This window comes from Paenibacillus sp. FSL H7-0326 (assembly GCF_001955535.1).
Classification (GTDB): domain Bacteria; phylum Bacillota; class Bacilli; order Paenibacillales; family Paenibacillaceae; genus Paenibacillus; species Paenibacillus shunpengii.
Window position 1 is genome coordinate 99,736 of record NZ_MPVN01000005.1, and the last position, 22,684, is coordinate 122,419.

The 22,684-nt window shown below is 46.2% G+C and carries 20 protein-coding genes; 7 read left to right on the forward strand and 13 right to left on the reverse strand.

All coding sequences use genetic code 11. The features are described from left to right. The first annotated feature begins 140 nt into the window (after positions 1 to 140). Positions 141 to 272, forward strand: coding sequence for a hypothetical protein (locus BK126_RS30290; RefSeq protein ID WP_083656082.1), 132 nt, complete (start codon positions 141 to 143; stop codon positions 270 to 272). Positions 273 to 373: 101 nt separating this feature from the next. On the opposite strand, the gene BK126_RS21990 is transcribed toward BK126_RS30290, so the two are convergent. From BK126_RS21990 to BK126_RS22015, 6 genes are all read right to left on the reverse strand, one after another. Continuing rightward, a complete protein-coding gene (locus BK126_RS21990) occupies positions 374 to 760 on the reverse strand; it encodes a WapI family immunity protein (protein WP_076314692.1) in 387 nt (128 codons plus the stop codon). Positions 761 to 787: 27 nt separating this feature from the next. Beyond that, entirely contained in the window at positions 788 to 1,168 is a 381-nt protein-coding gene (locus BK126_RS21995) for a hypothetical protein (RefSeq protein WP_076314693.1), read from the reverse strand. A 143-nt stretch (positions 1,169 to 1,311) separates the two neighbouring features. After that, positions 1,312 to 1,758, reverse strand: coding sequence for a hypothetical protein (locus BK126_RS22000; protein WP_076314694.1), 447 nt, complete (start codon positions 1,756 to 1,758; stop codon positions 1,312 to 1,314). Between the two features lie 25 nt (positions 1,759 to 1,783). Further along, positions 1,784 to 2,371, reverse strand: a complete 588-nt coding sequence (locus BK126_RS22005) for a hypothetical protein (protein WP_076314695.1) — start codon at positions 2,369 to 2,371, stop codon at positions 1,784 to 1,786. Positions 2,372 to 2,486: 115 nt separating this feature from the next. Next, positions 2,487 to 2,846 (reverse strand): hypothetical protein, encoded by a 360-nt coding sequence (locus tag BK126_RS22010; protein WP_256702990.1) that lies wholly within the window; start codon positions 2,844 to 2,846, stop codon positions 2,487 to 2,489. 32 nt (positions 2,847 to 2,878) lie between these two features. Further along, positions 2,879 to 3,394, reverse strand: coding sequence for a hypothetical protein (locus BK126_RS22015; protein ID WP_076314697.1), 516 nt, complete (start codon positions 3,392 to 3,394; stop codon positions 2,879 to 2,881). Positions 3,395 to 3,629: 235 nt separating this feature from the next. On the opposite strand from BK126_RS22015, the gene BK126_RS22020 reads away from it, so the two are divergent. Next, positions 3,630 to 5,126: a copper amine oxidase N-terminal domain-containing protein gene (locus BK126_RS22020; protein WP_076314698.1), complete on the forward strand. Its 1,497-nt coding sequence runs from the start codon at positions 3,630 to 3,632 to the stop codon at positions 5,124 to 5,126. 162 nt (positions 5,127 to 5,288) lie between these two features. On the opposite strand, the gene BK126_RS22025 is transcribed toward BK126_RS22020, so the two are convergent. The 4 genes from BK126_RS22025 to BK126_RS22040 all read right to left on the reverse strand — a co-directional run bounded on the left by BK126_RS22025 (position 5,289) and on the right by BK126_RS22040 (position 10,269). Next, a complete protein-coding gene (locus BK126_RS22025; RefSeq protein WP_179085585.1) occupies positions 5,289 to 6,593 on the reverse strand; it encodes an arsenic transporter in 1,305 nt (434 codons plus the stop codon). A 195-nt stretch (positions 6,594 to 6,788) separates the two neighbouring features. After that, a complete protein-coding gene (locus BK126_RS22030; RefSeq protein WP_076314700.1) occupies positions 6,789 to 8,408 on the reverse strand; it encodes an extracellular solute-binding protein in 1,620 nt (539 codons plus the stop codon). 61 nt (positions 8,409 to 8,469) lie between these two features. Then, positions 8,470 to 9,309: a carbohydrate ABC transporter permease gene (locus BK126_RS22035; protein ID WP_090725898.1), complete on the reverse strand. Its 840-nt coding sequence runs from the start codon at positions 9,307 to 9,309 to the stop codon at positions 8,470 to 8,472. 105 nt (positions 9,310 to 9,414) lie between these two features. Then, positions 9,415 to 10,269 carry an ABC transporter permease gene (locus BK126_RS22040; RefSeq protein ID WP_143757787.1) on the reverse strand — a complete coding sequence of 285 codons (855 nt, stop codon included), beginning with the start codon at positions 10,267 to 10,269 and terminating at the stop codon, positions 9,415 to 9,417. Between the two features lie 410 nt (positions 10,270 to 10,679). Between BK126_RS22040 and BK126_RS22045 the strand changes: the two genes are divergently transcribed. Then, positions 10,680 to 12,455 carry a cache domain-containing sensor histidine kinase gene (locus BK126_RS22045; protein ID WP_076314703.1) on the forward strand — a complete coding sequence of 592 codons (1,776 nt, stop codon included), beginning with the start codon at positions 10,680 to 10,682 and terminating at the stop codon, positions 12,453 to 12,455. Then, positions 12,433 to 14,061: a response regulator transcription factor gene (locus BK126_RS22050; protein ID WP_076314704.1), complete on the forward strand. Its 1,629-nt coding sequence runs from the start codon at positions 12,433 to 12,435 to the stop codon at positions 14,059 to 14,061. Before BK126_RS22045 ends, BK126_RS22050 begins: the two co-directional genes overlap by 23 nt. 92 nt (positions 14,062 to 14,153) lie before the next feature. Here the strand turns inward: BK126_RS22050 and BK126_RS22055 are convergent, their stop codons facing one another. Further along, positions 14,154 to 14,747: a DJ-1/PfpI family protein gene (locus tag BK126_RS22055; protein WP_076314705.1), complete on the reverse strand. Its 594-nt coding sequence runs from the start codon at positions 14,745 to 14,747 to the stop codon at positions 14,154 to 14,156. A gap of 177 nt (positions 14,748 to 14,924) precedes the next feature. On the opposite strand from BK126_RS22055, the gene BK126_RS22060 reads away from it, so the two are divergent. Together BK126_RS22060 and BK126_RS22065 are read left to right on the forward strand one after the other, a co-directional pair. Then, positions 14,925 to 15,971, forward strand: a complete 1,047-nt coding sequence (locus tag BK126_RS22060) for an NAD(P)/FAD-dependent oxidoreductase (protein WP_076314939.1) — start codon at positions 14,925 to 14,927, stop codon at positions 15,969 to 15,971. Positions 15,972 to 16,130: 159 nt separating this feature from the next. Beyond that, positions 16,131 to 18,146, forward strand: a complete 2,016-nt coding sequence (locus tag BK126_RS22065) for a beta-galactosidase (RefSeq protein WP_076314706.1) — start codon at positions 16,131 to 16,133, stop codon at positions 18,144 to 18,146. 138 nt (positions 18,147 to 18,284) lie between these two features. Here the strand turns inward: BK126_RS22065 and BK126_RS22070 are convergent, their stop codons facing one another. Together BK126_RS22070 and BK126_RS22075 are read right to left on the reverse strand one after the other, a co-directional pair. Next, positions 18,285 to 19,400, reverse strand: coding sequence for an MFS transporter (locus BK126_RS22070; RefSeq protein WP_076314707.1), 1,116 nt, complete (start codon positions 19,398 to 19,400; stop codon positions 18,285 to 18,287). Positions 19,401 to 19,583: 183 nt separating this feature from the next. Next, positions 19,584 to 21,557 (reverse strand): glycoside hydrolase family 127 protein, encoded by a 1,974-nt coding sequence (locus BK126_RS22075; protein ID WP_076314708.1) that lies wholly within the window; start codon positions 21,555 to 21,557, stop codon positions 19,584 to 19,586. Between the two features lie 143 nt (positions 21,558 to 21,700). Between BK126_RS22075 and BK126_RS22080 the strand changes: the two genes are divergently transcribed. Beyond that, the gene (locus BK126_RS22080; protein WP_076314709.1) at positions 21,701 to 22,570 is read left to right on the forward strand and encodes a helix-turn-helix transcriptional regulator; all 870 of its coding nucleotides are present in this window, start codon (positions 21,701 to 21,703) and stop codon (positions 22,568 to 22,570) included. Positions 22,571 to 22,684 lie beyond the last annotated feature (114 nt).

Here is a 22,684-nt window from a genome sequence, read left to right on the forward strand (position 1 = left end):
CAGATGCCACTTCAGTATATCAACGAACTGCTGAGCTACAACTTCAACAAATGATCTCCATGGATGCAAAAGAGGTTCATCTGGAGGCAATACCGAGGGCATACTAAAAACCTTGCCCTCTTTGCTATTCCAACGCCTTTGTGAAGTGCGACGGCCGAAATTCCACACGTAAAATCAGGCATTTGAGCATCTTCGGCAAAAAGAGCTATTTGCATATTCCAGCATTCCGCTCCGGATGCTCTGCCTTTTCTGCAATCTCTAATCCAAGGTAATTGTATGAACGTTGCTCAATTTCTGCTTCAATGAGTCCCCAAAGCATAGACAGCTTTCTATGGTATCCCTTGCTTAGGAGAAACCCTTCAAGTTTAAATAATTACCTCAAAAATGAATTGAGGACATCTGTTAGTCCATTAATTATTGTTTGATCTGAAACGAATTTGAATTTCAACATATGTTCCGCATGGCTGCCTCCAATTTGACCTGTAATAACTAAATGGCCTAAACCGCTAACCTTAAATATTATATTTGCATCAGAATCATAATCGTCCAGAGTAATACTCCCTAATAAATTTCTTTGCATTTCTCTTAATTTCTCAATTATCAGATTTATTCTTTCTTTTGAGATACAAAAGTTAGACTCACCGCTGAATCCCCCTGATTTTACTCTTATGCTCAAGGTAATATAATCTTCAACTGTATATAAATACTCTAAGCAAAGTAACTGACTATCATTAGATATAACTGCATCTATATCATTCATTTATTCTTCCGCCTTCAACTTTACTATTCAGGCTTTTATTAATTCATAATTTCGAGCTATAACCCAACCACTGAGCCCAAAGGATGATAGTATTTCATAGTAATTATAATTCTCTATGAGTAGTCTTTCTGATAATTCTTCAATGGTGTTATAATACATCGGCCACGTAGAGTTCTTATATTTATCTAATACATCACGATGATCAATAACAAAATTAGAAATCTCCGATTTTTTAATATCAAGAATAATACTGTTTTCTAATTCAGTTTCAAACATATGGGCAAAAACATCAGAAAACACTATCTTAGTCAGCGATTCAGTTTGATAATCAAATGTGTTCATTATAATCGTACGATTCTTCAAACTAACTTCATAAGATATGATCTCATTATCATGGACACTTGTCATTTTCTTCATCTCCCGCTCTAATCCCAAGTTAAACGAGCTTGTTAACATTATTCTAGTTAATAGAAACATTAGTTCTAATTCCTAACTCAGGACTTAATCTCATACAAAGTGCTCCCTGTTCATCTATAAATAAAGCCTTCCAATCATAATCCTACAGCTATTTTTCGTATTTCTTTTCTCATTGCATCTAATTTTAATTCCTGGAAATGAACCCTACTTGATAACAACCAATGAAATAAAATATCAGTAGGATTGGCTGTCGTTATATACACTTGATCATCTTCAAAATCATAACCAAGTCCGTCCCATAATTTCATCAAATCAGACTTTGAAAAGATGAATTGATTTGCATATCTATAATGCTCTTTCACTGGTAGTAATAATAAATACTCTTCCAAACTTTTGATGATATACAAATAATACGAATATTCTATTCCTGAGAAACCAAAATTCAGATCAAGCCCAAGAACATTATCTACAGAAGTTACTAAGCTATAAGAGGGACCCTCATAAATGATCTGTGACTCTACCTTTAAGGTTACTATTTGATCTGTACCCTCTCCGGTTATTTTGTAGGTGAAGCTATCCATTTTACCCTCCTGACTGGAATAACACTTAAGTATAGAACTCCATCAACTTCGAGGTAATCTCTTCAGGAACGATACAATTTTTAAATTGAAGTGATACTAAATTAGTAATGGCTTCATCCATCGTAAACCACAATTCTTTGTTATAGTCTTTTATCTCGTCACTGAAGCCTGCAACACAAATACCGTAACTCCTCTCTCCCCATATCGCCCATTTCATAGACGAAGACAGCCACACGACCACTTCTGAATTGGATACGATCGAGTCCGCAGGGCTGTCTATAGGACTCTCATTAAGCATATTCCAATATTCATCTGCTGTTGTTCCTTTATTAAGCGTACACCAGTTATACCGGGAGAACTCATTATAGTAGTAGTCTACAGGATGTGGGTCTAAGACAGCCATAATGACATAAGAGTCACCGAATGTATCGATTAGTCGCTTCAGTTCATCCCAAAAGTGATAACTCATTGCATAATCAAAATCAAGTACAGCTGTTTTTTGAAACGGCACTCTAAATACTTGGTTCGGTAGTCGCTGTTTATCGTAAAACACTTTTGAAACGAAGTGTGACGCTTCTTCAAAAACGTTTGTATCTTTTATGATTTGGCTCAATGGGTAGCCCCCTGACCTCGTTAAAAATACCCCTAAAATATCATCGTTTAAACCCAAGGGTTTTTCCAATATCTATTCTAAGGGGGAGTTTATCTTTCTTGTATTAAAAAATGACTTATTTCTTCAATACTATTAGTTCTTTACTTAATATCTCAAGATCTAGAGGCGGCATAGCAATCTTACACTTGAAATATTTTATTCCGTTAGATATATAATCCTGAAGCTCAATGTTCTGCAAAAAGTACGGGAGTTGATTGCTATTTAGTTCACGAACAGGCTTCTCTTTATCATAATTTAATGCATGATTGTAGTTTATTTGATAACAATTAGAGAATTTTAAAACGACCTCACGATCATCATCCTCATAAACTAGAACTAGTTCATCACCAAAAAAGTTTGTACTTAATCTTTTAACCCTCGCATCCCAATAGTGGGAATCTTCGATCTTCTTTAAAAGTTGTTCTGCTTCCATCATGATTACCTCACTTTTTCTCAAGGTTCTATAAATTAGTGTTTTTCTACAAACAGTCCTAAACCTTCAATTCGGGGTATCAATGAATCAATGGATTTGGAAGTATGGAATCCCATTAAATAGTCATATCCAATAAAAACTTTCATTCTCCTAGGATAAAAAACATCAGCACCAAGATCTTCACGTAATTGCAGTCTGCAGAAAGAATCCAATTTATCTTTATCTAACTGCTCTAAGTCATTAGCATTGCTGTATATTTCCAATACTTCTTCAGTATAAAGCTCACGATAATCCTGGATCATTTCCATAAAAGTATCATATGAAAAACTTCGAATCACCTTGTTGATCAACAAAAATGGTGTTTCGAGATAATCCATAACTATATGAATTGCTTTGATATAACTGTCTTCAACTTCTACATATTTAGCGACAGTCAATGTTTCACCATCAAATGACTTGCCAATGTCACTAATCGCAGTCCAAACTTCCTTATCATCTCCATTTTTATCAACAGTAAGAGGATTATATTTCGAGATTCTATATTTGTACAAATCATTCACCTATTATTTTCTTTTATTGTCTCCGGATATTGTATAGAGATTATCATTTATTCAATAGCCTGTCGCTACCCTCATGCCTACCCACTTCAACTAACTGTGACCTACGCTGTTTTTTAATTCGAATCGAAACTTCCTGCTAATTTTCGCGTTTTAAATGTGGCAATGTGCGAGTTCACTTGTCCATAAAGCCTATCATTCCAGACATCCAAGAAGGAGACTTAAACAGATGAAACACAAATGGAAGCAAGCTGCTCTGATCGGTTGTGCCGTTCTTGGCATAACAGCAACGCTTAACTTATCGGGACAAGCTGCTGCTGCAGTGAATACGAGTCCGGATCTCAACACCCTCTTGAAGGACAGCGTCGCGTTGTCGATCGGGAGCCCGAACAGCCTGTCCTTTGGAGAGGCGAAATTCATTGATGAAGAAAATTCCGAAATCACCCCTTATATTAAAAATCAGCGCACATTGACACCGCTTCGCTTCATCAGCGAGAATCTCGGAGCTACAGTAACCTGGAATCAGGCAGCTTCGACTGTAACGATCAAGGATGGCCCAAATACGATGAAGATTACGCTGGGCAGCAGCACCGTATGGGTTAACGGCAAGAAATCCTTACTTGATGCACCAGCCGAAATTAAGCAGGGCCGTGTCTTCGTGCCGCTCCGTTATATTAGCGAAACCTTGGGACTAACCGTATTTTATGAGCGTGGTCTTATTGTCATTGGTGATAAATCGGTGCTTACACCGAAGCAGGATGCTCAAACGGTCGATTATATTCAGTATGTACTTGCCCCGGATCAGAAAATGCTGCTTACCGAGTATGTTACTGAGGCTGTAAGCCACCCCGACAAGCCGGTCATCTATACGATTGACGACAGCAAATCTCGAATCCGTGCATATGATCTTGTGAATCAAAAACAGGCGGCTGTCTCCCCTGCCTTTAAGGAAACACCAAGAAAGATGACCTACGCAAACGGTGAGTTATACGTCATCTTCACTTACACAGAATACAATAATACGGAGACCGAAGCTGGGGTGATACGGGTGCTTGACCCCGACACGCTGAGTGTTAAGGATTCGTGGGAAATTGATATTACTCCTTACAACATCGTTGCTGACGACAGCGGAAAAGTCTATGTAAATTCTGGTTCCGACAGACAGTACGTGTTCAAGAGATATGATCGTTATACTCACCAGGAGCTTTCCTCTATACGAAATTATTACAATAAAACAAACATCGTCATGCACCCGGATCAAACTAGAATCTACGGTGTCAATCAAGGGGTAAGTCCAAGAGACATGGAAGTATTTCATGTAAATGAAGGGATATTCACCTCAAGATATGACTCACCTTACCACGGTGATCATGACATGGGTACTGTCATTGCAGTGACTGGCGATGGACGCTATATTGTTAACAGCTCAGGCGCTGTATTTACTTCGACCAAAAGCAAGAGCAGTGATATGTATTATGTAGGGGCTATTTCTGCTTTTGATGCCATTGCAACCAGTCCTGACCATGAGGATCAGTTCTTTGTCGTCAAAGGTAATCTGGTCTATCAAATCGACGCGGATACGATGCTGCCCCTGAATACCTTCCGTACAGAGGGCACCGCGGTCCAATTAATGATGTCCAAGGACAAGCTTATTGCCATTACCAAGATCAAAACATCAGGCACCAACATTACCAAATCAGCGGTAGAAATGTTGAAGCCTCTATAACCAAGCTATAGTTGCTATATCACTTAAATGAACTTCTCAATTGTTTAAAACATCAAGAAGAGCCTTCCCTTGCGGGTTAGGCTCTTCTTGATGTTTGTTCTTGATCTTTAATGCTATGAAATAAAAGATTCAGCGAATTAATTATCATGATACATATCTCTATTACAAAATAAGAAGCCACAGGTACAAGCCCAGCAGCGTAATAAACAAGGTTGGGATCGTAATCATGATGCCTGTCTTGAAATACGTCCCCCAGGAGATCCTGATGCCTTTGGCTGACAGCACATGCAGCCAGAGCAGGGTCGCAAGCGACCCGATCGGCGTTATTTTCGGTCCAAGATCAGAACCGATCACGTTCGCATAGATCAGTGCTTCCTTCACCGCGTGAGTCGTCTCTACCGCATCAATCGCAAGGGCGCCAATCATCACGGTCGGCAAATTATTCATAATGGATGAGAGGATGGCCGCGATGAAGCCCATCCCCATCGTGGCAGCGAACAACCCTTGAGCAGCTACAGCACCGATGGCATCCGCCAAAATGTCCGTAAGCCCTGCATTCCGCAGTCCATACACCACGACATACATCCCCACCGAGAAGAACACGATGCTCCACGGTGCACCTCGGACGACCTCCTTGGTCTGAATCGCCGGACTTCTTCTCGCGAGTACGAGGAACAGAATTGCAATGATTCCTGCTACCACCGATACCGGAACACCGACAAACTCACACACAAAATATCCGATGAGCAGCAGTCCCAGCACATACCATGAAATACGGAACAGCTTCGGATCCTTGATCGCTTCAGATGGTGCCTTCAGCTCTGAATCGTCAAACCGCTTAGGGAAGCTCTTGTGGAAGAATAGATACAATACGAGGATGCTGGCACCGAGAGAGAACAGACTCGGGACGATCATTCGACTCGCATATTCGCCAAAGCTGATGCCGAAGAAGTCGGCAGAGACGATGTTAACCAGGTTGCTCACAATGAGCGGCAGTGAAGTCGTATCCGCGATAAACCCGCTTGCAATGATATAAGGGAACACCTTCTTCTCATCAAATCGGAGGGCACGGACCATCGCCAGCACAATCGGAGTCAGAATCAAGGCCGCTCCGTCGTTGGCGAAGAAAGCAGATACCAGTGCGCCGAGAACACTGATATACACGAACATCCGAATTCCATTTCCTCTGGCTGCCTTGGCCATATGGAGGGCTGCCCATTCAAAGAACCCGATTTGATCCAGAATCAGGGAGATCAGAATGATGCCAATGAAGGCCAGCGTCGCATTCCAGACAATCTGTGTCACATCATAGACATCTCCGAAGCTCACTACCCCCGCCAGCAGCGCGAGAACTGCCCCGCCGCATGCGGACCAGCCGATCGACAGGTTACGGGGCTGCCATATGACAAGTACTAAAGTAATTACAAAAATAACGCAGGCTAATATTGCTGTAGCCACAAATGACATCCCCCATGCTCACAAACTTTATTTTTATAATTTGCTAATCCATTTCAATATAACGAAACTCATTATATAAGTATTGGCTGATGTTCACAATCATTTTTGGAATGCCATAATCAGACGAAGAAAAGCACCCCTTATCGGAGTGCTCTTTGGAGTGCTCTTTGGAGTGCTCTTCCCTAGTCTCAGGAAAAAATTCAATTACTGCACGCTCGTATATCTTGCATACGCTTCAGTCCGGATCTGAACCAATCGCTCCAGTCCCATATCATTCAGCTGCTTGAGGTATCCATCCCATTCCTCATCAATGGTGCCTTCCGTAATCCATTTGGCACGATTGGTACGGACATAGCCATCAATATCCGTCGTCAGTGTCGGCAGCTCCTGGAACTCCTCACTGCTGTACATGACATTCGGGAATGGTGTCGTCACATAGTCAGCGCCCAGCTTATCAATAACCAGCTTCAGACCGTCTCCGACCGTTTCATCCAGAATAATGTTCTGTTCAAAGCTCGGACTGACATATTTCGGTCCAAAATCTCGCAGTGACTGCTCCCAATACCATGCATCTGCGCTCGTACCCTCTGGTGGACTCATCAGTGCATACGTATCATCGTCCTTCTTCTCAATGACAGTACCGATCGCTCCCCAGAAATTTTGAATACTGGCTTCATTCGTATAGAACTGATCTGCCCAGCGGGCGACGACCTCAGGGTATTTGCTGGAAGTCGTGATCAGCAGCTCATTGCGTCTGAAGCTGAGCCCTACAGGGTCTCCTGCCTGATAACGCTGCCCGTCAGGTCCGGCAAGGGTTGGAATTGCCTCATATTCATCTTTCCATTTGCCGAACACCGCATCCGGTATCCACTGGTTCGTGAATCCAATGAGCGCGGCATCCGGGTTCTGATGCTTCGCTGTAGACATCGTATTATCCTGTGTGAACAATTCAGGATCAATCAAGCCTTCTGCATACAGCTGATGCGCCCATTTAATCGCTTCTTTATATTGCTCGGTTACTGGATAGAAGACCGGCTTGCCATCTTGGATCATCATGCTGCTGGCATTAATATCCGTAATACCAAACGGACTCAGCAGATCACTGCTGATATCACCCGAGCCGCTGATCGGGATTTCATCCTGCTTGCCGTTACCGTTCGGGTCCTGCTCCTTGAAGGCCTTGAGCACCTGATACAGTTCATCCGTCGTTTCTGGAACCTCGAGTCCCAGACGATCCAGCCATACCTTGTTAATAATCGGCTGATTCATGGACTTCGGTCTCGAAGGCAGTCTTGCCGGCAGGGAGTAGATTTGCCCATCCGGGAAGGTACTGATCTTCTTCAGCTCCGGTGTCTCCTCCATAGCAGTCTTCAAATTCGGCATATACTGATCAATATACTCATCCAGCGGACGGAAATAAGCCAGGTTGTTCACAATATCCGAATCCGAGAATACCGCATCACCCAGGATCACGTCCGGGAGCGTGCCGCTCGCCAGCATGATCGATTTTTGCTCACCCCAGTCATTGGAGGACATGACCTGCCAGTTGATCTTGACATTGGTCTGCTGCTCTAAGTCCTTAAGCCACTGGTTTTGCGTAAATGTATCCCCCATATTGCCCCACCGCACCGTCAGCACATCCAGCGTGATCGGTTCATTAACGATAGGCAGCCCCTCTTGATTAAAGACAGCTTCATCTACGGCCTGCGGCTCCTCTGCTGTTTCATTGCTGCAGCCGATCAGCCCCAGGAGCAGTGTTGATGCCAGGACAACCGAAGTCAGCAGCTTCAATCGATAGGCTCTATTCCTATACTTCATCCCCATATCATCGATCCCCTCTTATAAGACCAGACTCTATATCAGCGCATTACAGACTACATGACGGCTATTGCTTCACGGCGCCAATCATCACCCCCTGATTGAAATACTTCTGTACGAATGGGTAAATACACATGATCGGCACTGTTGCGACAATAATGACCGCATAGCGCATCAGATTGGCAAGACGCAGTGCAACGGCCGCCGCCTCTCCGGTTCCCATACTGGACTGCATCTGATTAGTAATCAGAATATTGCGCAAAATGAGCTGCAGCGGATACAGATTCGGGTCCTTCAAATAGATAAGTGCATTAAAATACGAGTTCCAATGGCCCACCGCCGTCCATAAAGCAATAACAGAGATCACAGCTTTGGACAGGGGAATAACGATCTGCAGGTAGTATCTCAAATTACCGCAGCCATCGAGCTGTGCCGCTTCCCACAAATCTTCAGGGATGCTGTGCTGAAAAAAAGTCCGGGCGACAATAATGTTATACACGGCAACCGAGAACGGAAGCACCATCACGAGAAAGGTATCATACATATGGAAGTCCCTGATCGTAAGGAAAGTCGGAATGAGCCCTCCATTAAAAAACATCGTGAAGATAAAAAAGAGCGAGATGGCTCTGCGGCCAAACAAATCCTTGCGGGATAACGCATAGGCTGCGGATATATTCACCACAAGGCTGATGACCGTACCAATGACCGTATACAGAATCGTGTTCCGATACCCAATCCATATATTCTCATGCTTTAGCAGCTCCTGATAGCCTGCCAGTGTGAACCCTTTGGGGAACAGCCACACCTGACCGTTCGCCACAGCTGCCGGATCACTGAACGAGGCGATGATAATAAAATATATCGGATACATGAGCACAATGAGCAGCATGACAGCAAACACATACATAGCAATCTCCAGCACTCTATCCGAGGAACGATTGTTAACAGGCCGGGCCGCTTGCCGGGGCGCATCCACATGGTCCACTCTTTACTCCTCCTCTCCTGTAAGCTCCTACCACAGGCTGTTCTTGCTGTATTTCTTGGATATCTCATTCACCATGATGAGCAGGATGAAATTAATGATCGTATTCGCGAGGTTAATGGCGGACGAGAAGCTGTACTGGCTGCTGAGCATCCCTATCTTATAAACATAAGTAGAGATGACTTCACTTGAGGAGATGTTCAGGTTGTTCTGCATCAGATAGACCTTCTCGAAACCGACACCCAGCAGACTCCCCACTCTCAAGATGAGCAGTGTGACCGCCGTCGGCATAAGCATCGGCAGGTCGATATACCATATTTTTTGCCACCGGCTTGCTCCGTCCATCGTAGCTGCTTCGTACAGACTAGGGCTGACTGCGGACAATGCCGCAATGAAGATAATGCTGTCCCAGCCGGTATGCTGCCACACATCGGACCATACATATACACTGCTGAACAACCCCGGTGATCCCATTAGATTAGGAGCCTCCGCGCCGAACAAGCGGTAAATGTGGCCGATCAGCCCTGTACTTGGCGATAAGAGGATCAGTAGCAATCCCACCATAACGACGGTCGAGATGAAATGCGGCATATAGGTTACGGTCTGAAAAAACCGCTTAAACCGGTTCTCCCTCATCTGGTTGATCATCAGTGCGAGCATGATGGGAATCGGAAACGTAGCCAGACTGTACAAGCTGAGGATCAGCGTATTCTTGATCGTCGTATCAAATTGATAGGAATTGAAAAACTTCTCGAAGTACTTGAGCCCTGCCCAGGGACTGCCGCCGATGCCAAGGGCCGGACTGTATTCTTTGAAGGCAATGACGATGCCGTACATCGGAATGTAAGCAAATAGCAGCAGCAATATTACAGCAGGCAGCAGCAGCAAATATAGACCCCAATTCCGCTTGATCTGCTGCACCGCAGGTACTCTTTTCCGATGACTCTGTTTTACACTTAAATCCGCTGTTCTCACATCCGCTCCCCTTTCCTGTCAGCTGCTTATCGAAGCGCTTTCAAACTTAACTCTCTTTTCATGTCTTGAGTATACTTCGCGTGAAGGGTACGTACTGGACTTGTAACCGAGAGGATTCGGACCTTTCTACTGCCCAGCTCCTCTAATCTGACCTTACACGGCTCGTGCATTATGAGGGATTACGGACTTCTTCATGCACAATCCAGACTTTGTGCAAAAATGACCTGACATCCATGTTCTTTTGACAGGAGAGGAATTATAATATCAATACCATATAATAAAACGCTTACATTATAAGCGTCAGGAAAGGAAGCTTGACGATGGATAGGGTAATCAAGCATAAGCACCGAAGGTCACATCCCATCCGGCATTATGTCAAAATCACGCTCCTGATCACGATCTCCGCTCTTCTGCTTGATCTCGCCATCAGCATGGCCTCCATCTCGATTGTTAAACAGCAGTCCACACGTTACCTCCAGGATACTGCCGATCTCTACCTGACAAGAATCAATCATGACTTTGATTATATCAATCATTATATGGGCTGGACGCTGGCCAACGACGACAACATTGAAGCACTGGTACCCAAGCGGCAGGACGTTAACTACGACGAATTTCTTGCAGCCAATGATAACCTGCGCAAACGCTACACGGAGCTGCAGAAGAACTACGGACCCGCGTACAATTTCTTCTATTATTCCAGCGATGAGAAGCTCCTCCGCAATTACGCGCCCATGAGCATCACTTATCCCGAGTATCAGGAGCTTGGACAGCAATTGGTCAGCTATACAAGTGATCCCAATGTCTATGACAAGTTCTATTCCAACTGGACGCCCATTCTCATCCAGGATAAGTACTACATTATCAACATCGTGCCTTATCATGAGCAATACCTGATGTGTCTTATTTCTGCGGATGATCTCATCGCGCCACTAAGACAGATTAATTTAGGAAAGAACGGCTTCTCTACTCTGGTTGATCAGGACGGCAGAATCTTGTCCAGTCCTGCAGCAGATATGGAACAGAGTCAAGAATCCGGGTTCAGCTTCCCATTCATCTCAGGTCCACGGACGACCGTAAGCAAGGCGTTCACCGATTCTACCATTAACGTGAGAATGTTCATTGAGTTCGGCGCATTTGAGAAGATTATGGTCGCTCAGCTCTTGATCCTGCTCCTGTTCGTTCTCGTCGCGTCCTCTCTGATCATTGTCGTTATGTATTTCAAGGGCAGAGTGCTGAAGCCAATCCAGCAATTCTCCAAAAACCTCTCGAAGATGGCAGAGTCCAGCGAGCCGCTGGACTTCACCAGCAGCCCCATTATTGAGCTGTCGGAAGCAGGATTACAATACAGAAATCTCATCGAGCAAATGAAACAAATCAAGATCGATATGTATGAACAGGAGCTGTCCAAGCAGCAGGTGCAGCTTGAGTATATGAAAATGCAAATCAGGCCGCACTTTTTTCTCAACTGCCTCACCAACATCTACAGTATGGCCCAAATGCAAATGCACAAGGAGATCGAGTATATGGCCCTCTCCACCTCCTCGTACTTCCGGTATATTTTCCAGAATAACGATCACTTTGTACGGCTTGGGGACGAGATTGAACATGTCACAACTTATCTTGAAATCCAAAAGCACCGGTATCGGAATGCCTTCAGCTACGACATTAAGGGAAGTGACGCCGTCCGGGAGATGCTGCTTCCTCCACTCGTGCTTCAGACCTTCATAGAGAATGCCGTGAAATATGCCGTATCGAGAGATAACAAGCTGCAGATTCAGCTGCAATTGGAACAGAAGATGGATAGCAGCCGCCGTGTCCTCAAGATTGTAATTGAAGATTCAGGACCCGGATTTCCCGCAGAAATTCTGGAGCAGCTTCAGGCTGGTCAGCCGCTTGAGATGCTCCAAGGGCATAGAATCGGGATTATGAACACGCTGAAGCGGCTGGAGTCACTGTATGATGGAGAAGCCCGGGTGGTTTTTTCGAATCGCAGGTATGGCGGTGCCTGTATTCAGCTGTTTCTGCCACAGCCCTTGCAAGCCCAACTTGAAGGAGAAGGAAGGTACAAACATGAATGTATTGCTAGTGGATGATGATTACTTTGTCGTTGCTGCACTGGAGCAGAAGATCGACTGGAGCGCTCTATCCATTGATCAGGTCTACACTGCCTACAATATAGCCCAAGCCAGAGAGATCTTGTTGCAGCAGGATATTGAGATTATGGTATGCGATATTGAAATGCCGCAGGGCAGCGGGCTTGAGCTTCTAGCCTGGATTCGGGAGGAGAACTATGCAGTCCAAACGATCTTCCTAACAAACTATGCCGACTTTAATTACGCGCAGAAGGCGATCGAGCTGCAAAGCTTTGACTATTTTCTGAAGCCGATCGCCTTCGACAAGCTCACGCTGATCCTGTCCAAAGCGATATACAAGGTGCGGGAACAACGAAGGAATGAATCAGCGATTAAGGAGGGGCAGCTCTGGCAGAAAAATCAGCGCAAGCTGGTGGAGCATTTCTGGAGACAGCTCAGCACCGAGAAGAAAAATGCCCCAAGCTCAGCAGCTCTGGCTGAGGCGATCATTGAGCAGAGTCTGCCATATCAGTTGTCCGACCCGTTCCTGCCTCTGCTGATATCCATCTATGCTTACGACCAAAGCCTTGGCAAGGAAGACAAGGATTTATTCAACTATGCTCTTCATAACGTACTCACGGAGCTATTTCATCATCCCTCCTTCACCTTGGAAGCTATGATTGAGGTCAAAGACAATCACTATTTTGTCATCCTCAGATGGTCTTCAGATGAAGAAGCCGCTCTTATCGAAACGGCGTGTACCTCCTTTATTCAAAAAGCAAACCGTTTCCTGAAATCCGATGCCTCGTGCTGCATCGGCGTAACCGCCCCCCTGCCAGAGCTGTACCAAGGAATACAGAATTTACTTCGCATGAATGAAGACATCATCAAGCACCGCAATCAAATGCTATATCTGGAGCAGTACCCTCAGGCAGAGGGAGTAAAGGCAGCCGTCTATACAGCGCCGGATTTGACACGGCTTGAAGAATGGCTGCATAAGGATGATCCGGTGTCGTTCTTGATTGAGGCGAAGTGCTGCCTGTATGACCTGATTGCGAACGGGCAGGGTCAAATCTTAAGTGCTTCCGTACTCCGTCTATTCCGATTAGACATGATTCAGCTCGTCTATTCCTATCTAAAGAGCAGAGAAATCCAGGCACATAAGCTGTATACCGGAAAAATTCATGATCAGTTATACGAAGCGTCCCTCTATTCAATAGAGGATATGGAGAAGTATATTGAATACCTGATCACAACTGCAGCGGAATACCGTCGTTATGCAGCCCAGCAGGACTCCGTCGTCGAGGAGATCAAGCAGCATATTCATAAGCACTGCGGTGATGAGCTGACAAGGAACAGTTTGGGGGAAATGGTATATCTGAACCCTGATTATTTGGCACGCATCTTCAAGAAGGAGACCGGCATATCGCTCGGCGCTTACATTATTCAGACCCGGATCAGAAGTGCACGTCAGCTGCTGGAGAGTACATCACTATCCGTCTATTCCATCGCCGGGAAGGTCGGATATGCTAATTATCCCTATTTCTCCAAGCTGTTCAAGCAGGATGTTGGCTGCACTCCAAGTGAATATCGCAAGCTGAGGCAGGAAGCAGCCACCAGCATGTAGCCAGCTTGATTCTCAGACTGCAGCTTTCGTAGACCGCAATTTTCGTAGACCGCAAAAGCCCGGAGTTCCCTATCGGAACGCGGGCTTGAGCTCTAAATATCAATGTCATATTCCATTCTCTTCGCCGTCTGTCTCGCTGTCTCTTGACCACAGAAGCGCGATACGAGATGGAAGGACATATTAATACCTGCCGATATGCCCCCTGAGGTTACAATATCTGCTTCATCCACATATTTAACACCCCGCAGCACCTCTACTTCTGGAAACTCCTGCTCGAGACGCTGAGTATCCATCCAGTGGGTTGTAGCCTTTCTGCCGTCCAGCAATCCAGCTTGAGCCAATAATAGCGCTCCCGTGCAGACTGAAGCCATTACAGTGACCGATTTCTTCTGCTCTCTGATCCAGCTGATCACCTCCGGATTGTGAATTTCGATCTCCTCTGCCCCTTTCCCTCCTGGAATGATCGCAATGTCGAGCTTCGGATGGTTTGTCAGGAGATAATCACTTTTCACTTTGAGCCCATTTCGTGCAGAGAGCAGCTCATCCTTCTCTGAAATCGTAATCACGTTGAAGCATTTTTCTCCGCTATCTAGAGCGCTTGCAAGTGAGAACACCTCAAAGGGTCCTGCAAAATCGAGAACCTCTACCTCATCAAATAACAGAATTCCTACTGTCAGCTGCTTCATGGTACTGCCCCCTTTTATAAGAACTTATCATCTAATATATTCTCATAGATTACTATAAAATAGTTCTTCTATACCAGATATCAATTGACGATGATAATCGTTATCAAATATAATAAGCGAAGATAAACCCGATAGGCAATTGTACAACTGACTATGCGGAAAGAAGGAACGTAAATGATGAGCGAACAGCTTGAATTATATGATGTGACGATCATCGGCGGGGGCCCTGCCGGTATGTATACGGCTTTTTACAGTGGAATGAGAGATTTGAAGACCAAGCTGATTGAGGCACGGGAAGAGCTGGGCGGCCGAATTCTGATCTATCCCGAGAAGATGATCTGGGATGTGGGCGGATTAACCCCTACTCTCGGTAAAGACCTGATTAAGCAACTGTCTCAGCAGGCGATGACCTTTGATCCGACGATTGTACTCGGACAGCATATTACCGGGCTGGAGCGTCAATCAGACGGCACCATTATTCTGACATCAGCAACAGGCGAGCGTCACTGGACCAAGACCGTTGTCATGGCCATCGGCTATGGTATTCTCGAAATGGCGAAGCTCGAAATTGAGGGTGCAGACCGCTACGAAGTAAGCAATCTGCATTATACGGTACAGGAGCTGGAAGTATTCCGCGGCAAGCGTGTGCTCATCTCCGGCGGCGGTGATTCTGCCGTGGATTGGGCGAATGCATTGGAGCCGATCGCAGAGAGTCTGATCGTCGTTCATCGGCGGGATCAATTCGGCGGTCATGAGCGCAATGTGGTGAAGATGAAGGAATCCTCCTGCATGGTGCGCACGCCTTATGCTATTGATTCACTGCACAGTGCGAACGGAACGGATATTAACGAAGTGAGCATCCGCCATGTGGAGACAGGTGAACAGGAACGGATCGAAGTCGATGCCGTCATCGTTAATCATGGGATGCGCTACAATTTTGGCCCGATTCGAGAATGGGGCATTGAAATGGGAGATTGGACTTGCAAAGTAGGGAGCAGCATGAACACGAACATTCCGGGTGTATTTGCTGCAGGTGATTTTGTGGATTTTGAAGGTAAGGTGCGTCTCATCGCAGGTACATTCACTGATGCCGTAAGTGCACTGAATGGAGCGAAGCTGTACATAGAGCCTGAAGCTGATAAATACGCCTACGTCTCCTCCCATAACGCGAAATTCAAAGAGAAAAACAAACAGCTCGGTGTTGTGGAGCAACACGAACACTAAGATAAGACCGGTCCTTCTTGAGAAGGCACCGGTTTTTTTGTCTGCAGGATATAAGGACAAGATATTGATATTTCGTGCTAAAATGCTGCAAGAGTCTCAAGCGCTTGAACCTATAGTATATAAGCATACGAGATTTCAATCGAAACGAGGAATGGTTATATGACACAATCAACAACAGCTTTCTCAAACGTTCAAGTCGGTGTCGATTATTACCCTGAGCATTGGGATGAGACCATGTGGGAGCAGGATGCCGCGCTCATGCAGACGACAGGTGTGAAGCTCATTCGGGTTGCCGAGTTTGCTTGGAGTCGTCTTGAGCCTGAAGACGGTCGATTTGATTTTGCCTGGCTGGATCGCGCGATCGATATCTTTCACCGCTACGGCATCCAAGTCGTCATCGGTACACCGACGAATACACCTCCACGCTGGCTTACGAGCATGCATCCAGATATTCTGCCTATCCAGCACAACGGAGATATAGTTCAGCCTGGTGTCCGAGGACATCGCTGCTTCAACAGCCCCTCCCTGCTCCAGTACAGTATCCGGATCGTCAGCGAGCTTGCCAAGCACTATTCTAAGCACCCGGCGGTATGCGGCTGGCAGATTGATAATGAATACTGGCTGCTGGAATGCCACTGCCCCTCCTGTAACACGAGGTTTCGAGAATGGGCAGAGGCAAGATACGCATCGCTCAAGGAACTGAACGATGCATGGGGAACGGTTGTGTGGAGCGGCGAGTACAGTGACTGGAGCGAGATCACCACTCCGCTCGGAGGAACAGCGAATCAGAACCCCTCCTTCCTGCTGGAGTATCACCGCTTTCAGTCCGATTCAGCACTTAGGTTCCAGCGTAAACAGATGGAGGTCATCCGTCAGTATGCGCCCGGGCATTTCATTACTCACAACTTCCACAGCTATCCGCAGAAGATGGATATCCATCTCATCGGAGCAGAGCTGGACTTCGCATCCTTCGACTATTATCCGAATACATCACCGGACAAGACTGCGACCGGCCCTTACAGCGGAGCGTTATCTCTCGATCTGACCCGCGGCATTAAACGCCGCAACTTCTGGATTATGGAACAGCTCAGCGGACCTCCAGGCTGCTGGTTCCCGAATTGGCGTACGCCTTATCCCGGCTTTATTCGGGCTTTCTCCTGGCAGACGATTGCACGCGGAGCCGATACTGTCGTCCATTTTCGCTGGCGCAGCGCAATTCAGGGAGCTGAGCAATTCTGGCATGGACTCATTGATCACAGCAATGTACCGGGCAGAAGATTCAAGGAGTTTGCAGATCTATGCCGGGAAGTGAACTCCGTTGCTGCACAGCTGGAAGGAACAACCCTGCGAAATTCTGCAGCTATTCTATACTCTAGCGACCAGCTCGTTGCCCTTGGCAGCCAGAAGCCCGTTGACGGATTCGACTATTATGAGAATATCAAGGCATGGCACAGAGCGTTAACGAAGCTTGGCATTGGCGTTGATGTCATCCATACGATGGAAGCGCTGGAGGGATACAAAATTCTCCTTGTTCCTCACCTCTATCTTCTCGATGACCATCTAGCTGGACGAATTGAGCAATTTGCAGCGAGAGGCGGTACCGTCATATTGACACACCGCTCGGGGGTTAAAGACTATTTAAGCGTTTGTCACATGCAGCCCCTTCCAGCGCTGCTGTCTAATTGTGCGGGTGTTGTTGTCAGTGAGTATGATCCTATCGGAAATGATGTCCATCACATCCGTACCGTTGATCAGCAACAGTTCACTTCTACACAGTGGAATGATCTGCTCGAACCGGTCACCGCAGAAGCCATCGCATGGTATGCGGATGATTTTTACGAAGGGGTACCTGCTGTGACAAGGAACCGCTACGGTAATGGGACAGTCTATTATGTAGGAACCCAGCCTGACGATGCTTACATGGAACGACTGATTCAAGAAGCTGCCGAGGGAGCGGACCTTCCCTACTACGAAAATCTGCCAGAAGGCGTGCAATTGTCTGTACGCCAGAACGAGACGAAGGCCTACCTCTTTGTGCTTAATCTAAGCCGACAGGAAGCTGTCATTGATCTCGGGCATTCCTATCTCAGCTTATTAACCGCTGGCGAGCAGCCTCCCACTTTAGTCCTGCCACCGTATGGGGTTGAGATACTAAATATCTCCACACCATCCTGAAGTAAGAAAGTACAGGGATGATCACAGAGATAAAGCATGAACACTGTTAAGCATTAAGCGCCGAGCAAAGAAGCCTGATCGTTGATCAGGCTTCTTTTTATATTTTTAAACTTGAAGGTAATCCTTCCTTAGGTGTTCTTACTTTTGCTGTGCGGGAATGAATAGAGCAATAATACCGAGGCCGGCAAATAGTGTGAAGCTAAACGAGTAGCTTATCATTTCTATCGTGCTCCCGGCAATAAGAGAGCCCAGGGATTGACCGATTCCTAATGCTAAGAAAGATAAGCTGACACCTAATGCAGGTAAGATGCTGAAGATTCTCGTCGCCCAAACAATAAATAAGCCTGTAAGAAAGATATACGTGCTCCCGAACAACCCAGCTGAAATGTAAACTGTAACCTGATTAGGGACCGTAAGGAGCAGGATTGAAATCAGCATGACAACAAGAAGTAACCGGTACGACCTTGCCAAGCCCAACCTTTGTATGAAGCCCCCTGCAAATCCGCCCAATATACCTGCTATACCTAATATAATCCAGAAAAAAACACTCTCATTGGTCGTAAATCCATATTCACTGGTAATAAAGCTTCTGGAAAATGTCCAATAAATAGACGAGCTAATACCGATCACAAGAGACGCTGCAATCAAAAATTTCGCCTTGTTTATAGCCGACAGCCATTTTGTATGTGAATGAGCGGATGACTTCCTATCTTGATCAGACGGAATAACCAAATAGTTCCATATCCATACGATGACAGCGATGAATGCAAAGAAGTAGTACGATAGCCGCCAATGCTCTGTAAATAGCAAAACAACAGGTCCTGTTAGAATAACACCAACACTGGTTCCACTATTGATCCACGTATTTCCTTGATCAAGCTCTTTATTGGACAGCGTATGCTGCGCCATCTGACTTAAGGCAGGTGAAGCCAATCCACTTCCCAAGCCTGCTACTAACATACTAATCACTAGATGTAAAAAAGATTGTGAAGCAGCAATGCCTAATAGTCCCAAGACCGCTGTCATGCCAGCAATCAGATTCACCTTATACTGTCCTGCTCTCTCAATTAAGAATGAAGAAATTAGCAGAGCCAACGAATAGGATACATAAGCTGTTGATCCCACAATCCCACCTTCGCTCTCACTTAAGCCTAACGAATCGGATATATTGGGAAGAAATAGCCCAAAGCTTAAACGAGCCAATGCATAGGTCACTGCAATCATTCCCAGTGCAGGAAAAACGATTTTCCACATAATGAATATTCACCTCATCTACAAAAGAATTGTATGAATCGCTATTTCTGTGGAATAAGAGTTCATTACCCTTTTATTTCTGAAATTAACTTTTTGAAAGAATACGCTGTTTCCAGAATAAGCATGAAAAAAGAGAAGCCAGATCATATCGATCTGACTTCTCATCCCTTCTAACATTTCTGACTATAGCTGTTCCTTTACCCAGACGGACATTTCGCCCATATCCCGGTTCGCCCAGACATAATACGGAATGAACTTGATTTGCGCCTGCTTCAGCGGTACCGGCTCATCATATTGATACAGTGCTTGACCCCAATGATCCATATTCATCCGCAGCGCTTCTCCTGAGATGGCTACAATTCCCCCGGCAATGGCAGGATCATCGCTCACATGCAGCTCGCTGTCCTGTGGCAGGATCAGCTGCTGAAGCTGCGCCCCATTATCCGCTTCCTCAATACAGTACACGAATGGACCGCGCTGGAGTGCAACCTTACCCGCGTTTCCTTTGATCAGCGGATGACTTCTAACGCGCTTAATTGGCATCTCCATCACCAGCTCAACCCGGTCACCCGATTTCCACACCCGTTCGATGACGGCATAACCACTCGCGATCTTGTTTGTCACATCGTAAGCCTCGCCATTAACCGTCACCTGTACATTCGCTGCCCACTGCGGTATACGGAGTGCGATACCGAATTCTGCAGATTGATCTACTTCCATCTCGAAGCTGGCCTTGCCTTCCCAAGGAATGCTGGAATCCTGCTTCAGCACCATCTTAGTTCCCGCCACTTCAATCGCAGCTTCACCGCCGATGTATAGATGGGTATATACGGTCTTGTCCTGCACCGAATAAATATATTCACCGAGCGAAGCCAGCAGTCTTGCGATATTCGGCGGGCAGCAGGCACAGCCGAACCACTCCTGACGAACCGGCTTGATATGGTTGTAATTGTGGTTTGCGCCGCTGCACACCTTAGGATTTACCTCCAGCGGGTTGACATAGAAGAAGCGCTTGCCATCTCTCGACATCCCCGCAATGACGGTGTTGTAGAGCGCGCGCTCCATCACTTCCGCGTAAGCACTGTCAGGCTCAAGCTGCAGCATGCGCTGCGCGCTGAACACAAGACCGATGGAAGCACAGGTCTCGGAATATACCGTATCATTCGGCAGATCATAATCGACCGAGAAAGCCTCGCCCTGCGCCATGGAGCCGATACTGCCTGTGACGTACATTTGCTTGGAGACGATATTATCCCATAGCTTCCGGCAAGCCTCAAACAGGGATGTATCGCCCGTTTCACGTGCAACGTCTGCCATGCCGGCAAGCATGTATACGACACGTACCGCATGCCCCTTCGCTACATCCTGCTCCCTTACCGGCTTATGTGCCTGATAATAGGCCTCATCGAGCTGCAATTTGTTATTACTCCAGATCGTGGTCCAGCCCCTGCGCTCTGCTTCTGCCTCGAAGAAGCTTGGCTTCTGTCCTCTCTCATCTATGAAGTACTTGCTCAGCTCCAGATACTTCTTCTCCCCTGTCACTTCATACAGCTTAACAAGTGCCAGCTCAATCTCCTGATGGCCGTCATAACCTCGAATCTGATCCGGACCATACCCGAATACACGCTCTATGTCATCCGCCATACGGCAGCATATATCGAGCAGCTTGCGCTTGCCTGTCGCCTGATAATACGCAACACCTGCTTCGATCATGTGACCTGCTGTGTACAGCTCATGGCATTCCGTCAGATTCGTCCACTTCTTATCTGGTTCTTTAATGGTAAAGTAAGTGTTCAGGTAGCCGCTGGATTGCTGAGCATCTCCGATAATATCAATCATGCCGTCTGCAATCTGTTCCAGATCCGTATCCCGCTCATTGATCAAGAGATAGGCGACGGCCTCCAGCCATTTGGCCACATCGGTATCCTGAAACACATAGCCGTAGAATTCCCCTTGCTGAAGACCAGCAGCAATCTTAAAATTGCTCACCGCCCCGCTTCGCTCTGCACCTTCCACCCGGTCGTTAATCGCTTCCCACTGATAGGGCACAACCACATCCCTGACTAAATCTATGTAATAGCTCCAGAAGTCGTCCTTAATGCTTACTTGCTTCATGGATACCGGCTTTATTCTGTTCATGCCTGCAGTTTGTCCCATACGTATTTGCTCCTTTTCATCAGAAGTTGATTCCATTTACTGTTCGACTTCATTTTATGCGTTACAATAGAACAGGAATATAGCTGATACCAACCTGATTTTTATAAAATATCACACAAGCATAGAATAAGGAGCTCATGAATATGCAAGGGAATGGACATATCTATTTCGCCGCGCCTCCCCTGCCCTATTATTTGGAAAGTGGTATGACAGAATATGCAGCCGGCGACCAGCATCCGAATCGTAACAACCTCGGGATCTTTGATCTGATTCTAGTGGAATCGGGCTGTCTCTACATCGGTGAAGAGGGTACTTCCTGGGCATTGACATCAGGGCAAACGCTGCTTCTACTGCCGGACAAGCATCATTATCCTGTACAGCAGTCAACCGGGCATACCCGATTCTACTGGATACACTTTCAAACCATAGGAGAGTGGATGCAATCGGATCAGGAGGGATTCCATATGGATCAAAATGCACATTATGAGCGTTTCCTGACCTCACCCTACTTGCTGCATCTGCACAAATCGTGGACCCTGCCCTATCCAGAACAAGCCTATCGGCTGATGAACAAGCTGAATGCAGCGGCAACCGAGCGTCAGTCCCGTGCATTTTGGACTCAGCAGCAGACCTTCGAGGAGCTTCTCCGATTGATGGATATACGTCAGAACGACGCTTTTGCAGGTCCGGTGATCGCGCTTGCGGAGCAAGTAGAGTCCTATATCAAGAACCATTACCGTTCCGAAATCACGAGCACTACACTGACCGATGCCTTCAATTTTCACTACAACTACATCACCCGCTGCATGAAGCAGGTATATGGAGTAACTCCTGGAGAGTACTTGATGAAATACCGCCTGGAGCAAGCGAAGCTGCTTCTGCTGCAAACCGAATGGCCGGTTGCCGAAATAGCGGTTCAGGTCGGATTCGAGAATATCCCCTACTTCTCTGCCTGCTTCAGCCGGCATATCGGTGTGTCCCCTACCAAGTTCCGTAAGCAATATACGATATAAGAGCTGCTATAGTCAGCCCATGAGACGTGCCATGTCGCACGTCTTTCCTGCTTCCAGATGTCGTCGGATAATAAAAAACAATAAAATTGTGACCACGGATCATGGTCGCCAGTC

Excerpts from the sequence above, each read along its gene's own strand:
- BK126_RS21990 (WP_076314692.1), bottom strand. The coding sequence starts at position 760 with ATGAATGATATAGATGCAGTTATATCTAATGATAGTCAGTTACTTTGC.
- BK126_RS21995 (WP_076314693.1), bottom strand. The coding sequence starts at position 1,168 with ATGACAAGTGTCCATGATAATGAGATCATATCTTATGAAGTTAGTTTG.
- BK126_RS22000 (WP_076314694.1), bottom strand. The coding sequence starts at position 1,758 with ATGGATAGCTTCACCTACAAAATAACCGGAGAGGGTACAGATCAAATA.
- BK126_RS22010 (WP_256702990.1), bottom strand. The coding sequence starts at position 2,846 with ATGATGGAAGCAGAACAACTTTTAAAGAAGATCGAAGATTCCCACTAT.
- BK126_RS22020 (WP_076314698.1), top strand. The coding sequence starts at position 3,630 with ATGAAACACAAATGGAAGCAAGCTGCTCTGATCGGTTGTGCCGTTCTT.
- BK126_RS22025 (WP_179085585.1), bottom strand. The coding sequence starts at position 6,593 with ATGTCATTTGTGGCTACAGCAATATTAGCCTGCGTTATTTTTGTAATT.
- BK126_RS22030 (WP_076314700.1), bottom strand. The coding sequence starts at position 8,408 with ATGGGGATGAAGTATAGGAATAGAGCCTATCGATTGAAGCTGCTGACT.
- BK126_RS22035 (WP_090725898.1), bottom strand. The coding sequence starts at position 9,309 with ATGTATGTGTTTGCTGTCATGCTGCTCATTGTGCTCATGTATCCGATA.
- BK126_RS22045 (WP_076314703.1), top strand. The coding sequence starts at position 10,680 with ATGGATAGGGTAATCAAGCATAAGCACCGAAGGTCACATCCCATCCGG.
- BK126_RS22050 (WP_076314704.1), top strand. The coding sequence starts at position 12,433 with ATGAATGTATTGCTAGTGGATGATGATTACTTTGTCGTTGCTGCACTG.
- BK126_RS22055 (WP_076314705.1), bottom strand. The coding sequence starts at position 14,747 with ATGAAGCAGCTGACAGTAGGAATTCTGTTATTTGATGAGGTAGAGGTT.
- BK126_RS22060 (WP_076314939.1), top strand. The coding sequence starts at position 14,925 with ATGAGCGAACAGCTTGAATTATATGATGTGACGATCATCGGCGGGGGC.
- BK126_RS22065 (WP_076314706.1), top strand. The coding sequence starts at position 16,131 with ATGACACAATCAACAACAGCTTTCTCAAACGTTCAAGTCGGTGTCGAT.
- BK126_RS22070 (WP_076314707.1), bottom strand. The coding sequence starts at position 19,400 with ATGTGGAAAATCGTTTTTCCTGCACTGGGAATGATTGCAGTGACCTAT.
- BK126_RS22075 (WP_076314708.1), bottom strand. The coding sequence starts at position 21,557 with ATGGGACAAACTGCAGGCATGAACAGAATAAAGCCGGTATCCATGAAG.
- BK126_RS22080 (WP_076314709.1), top strand. The coding sequence starts at position 21,701 with ATGCAAGGGAATGGACATATCTATTTCGCCGCGCCTCCCCTGCCCTAT.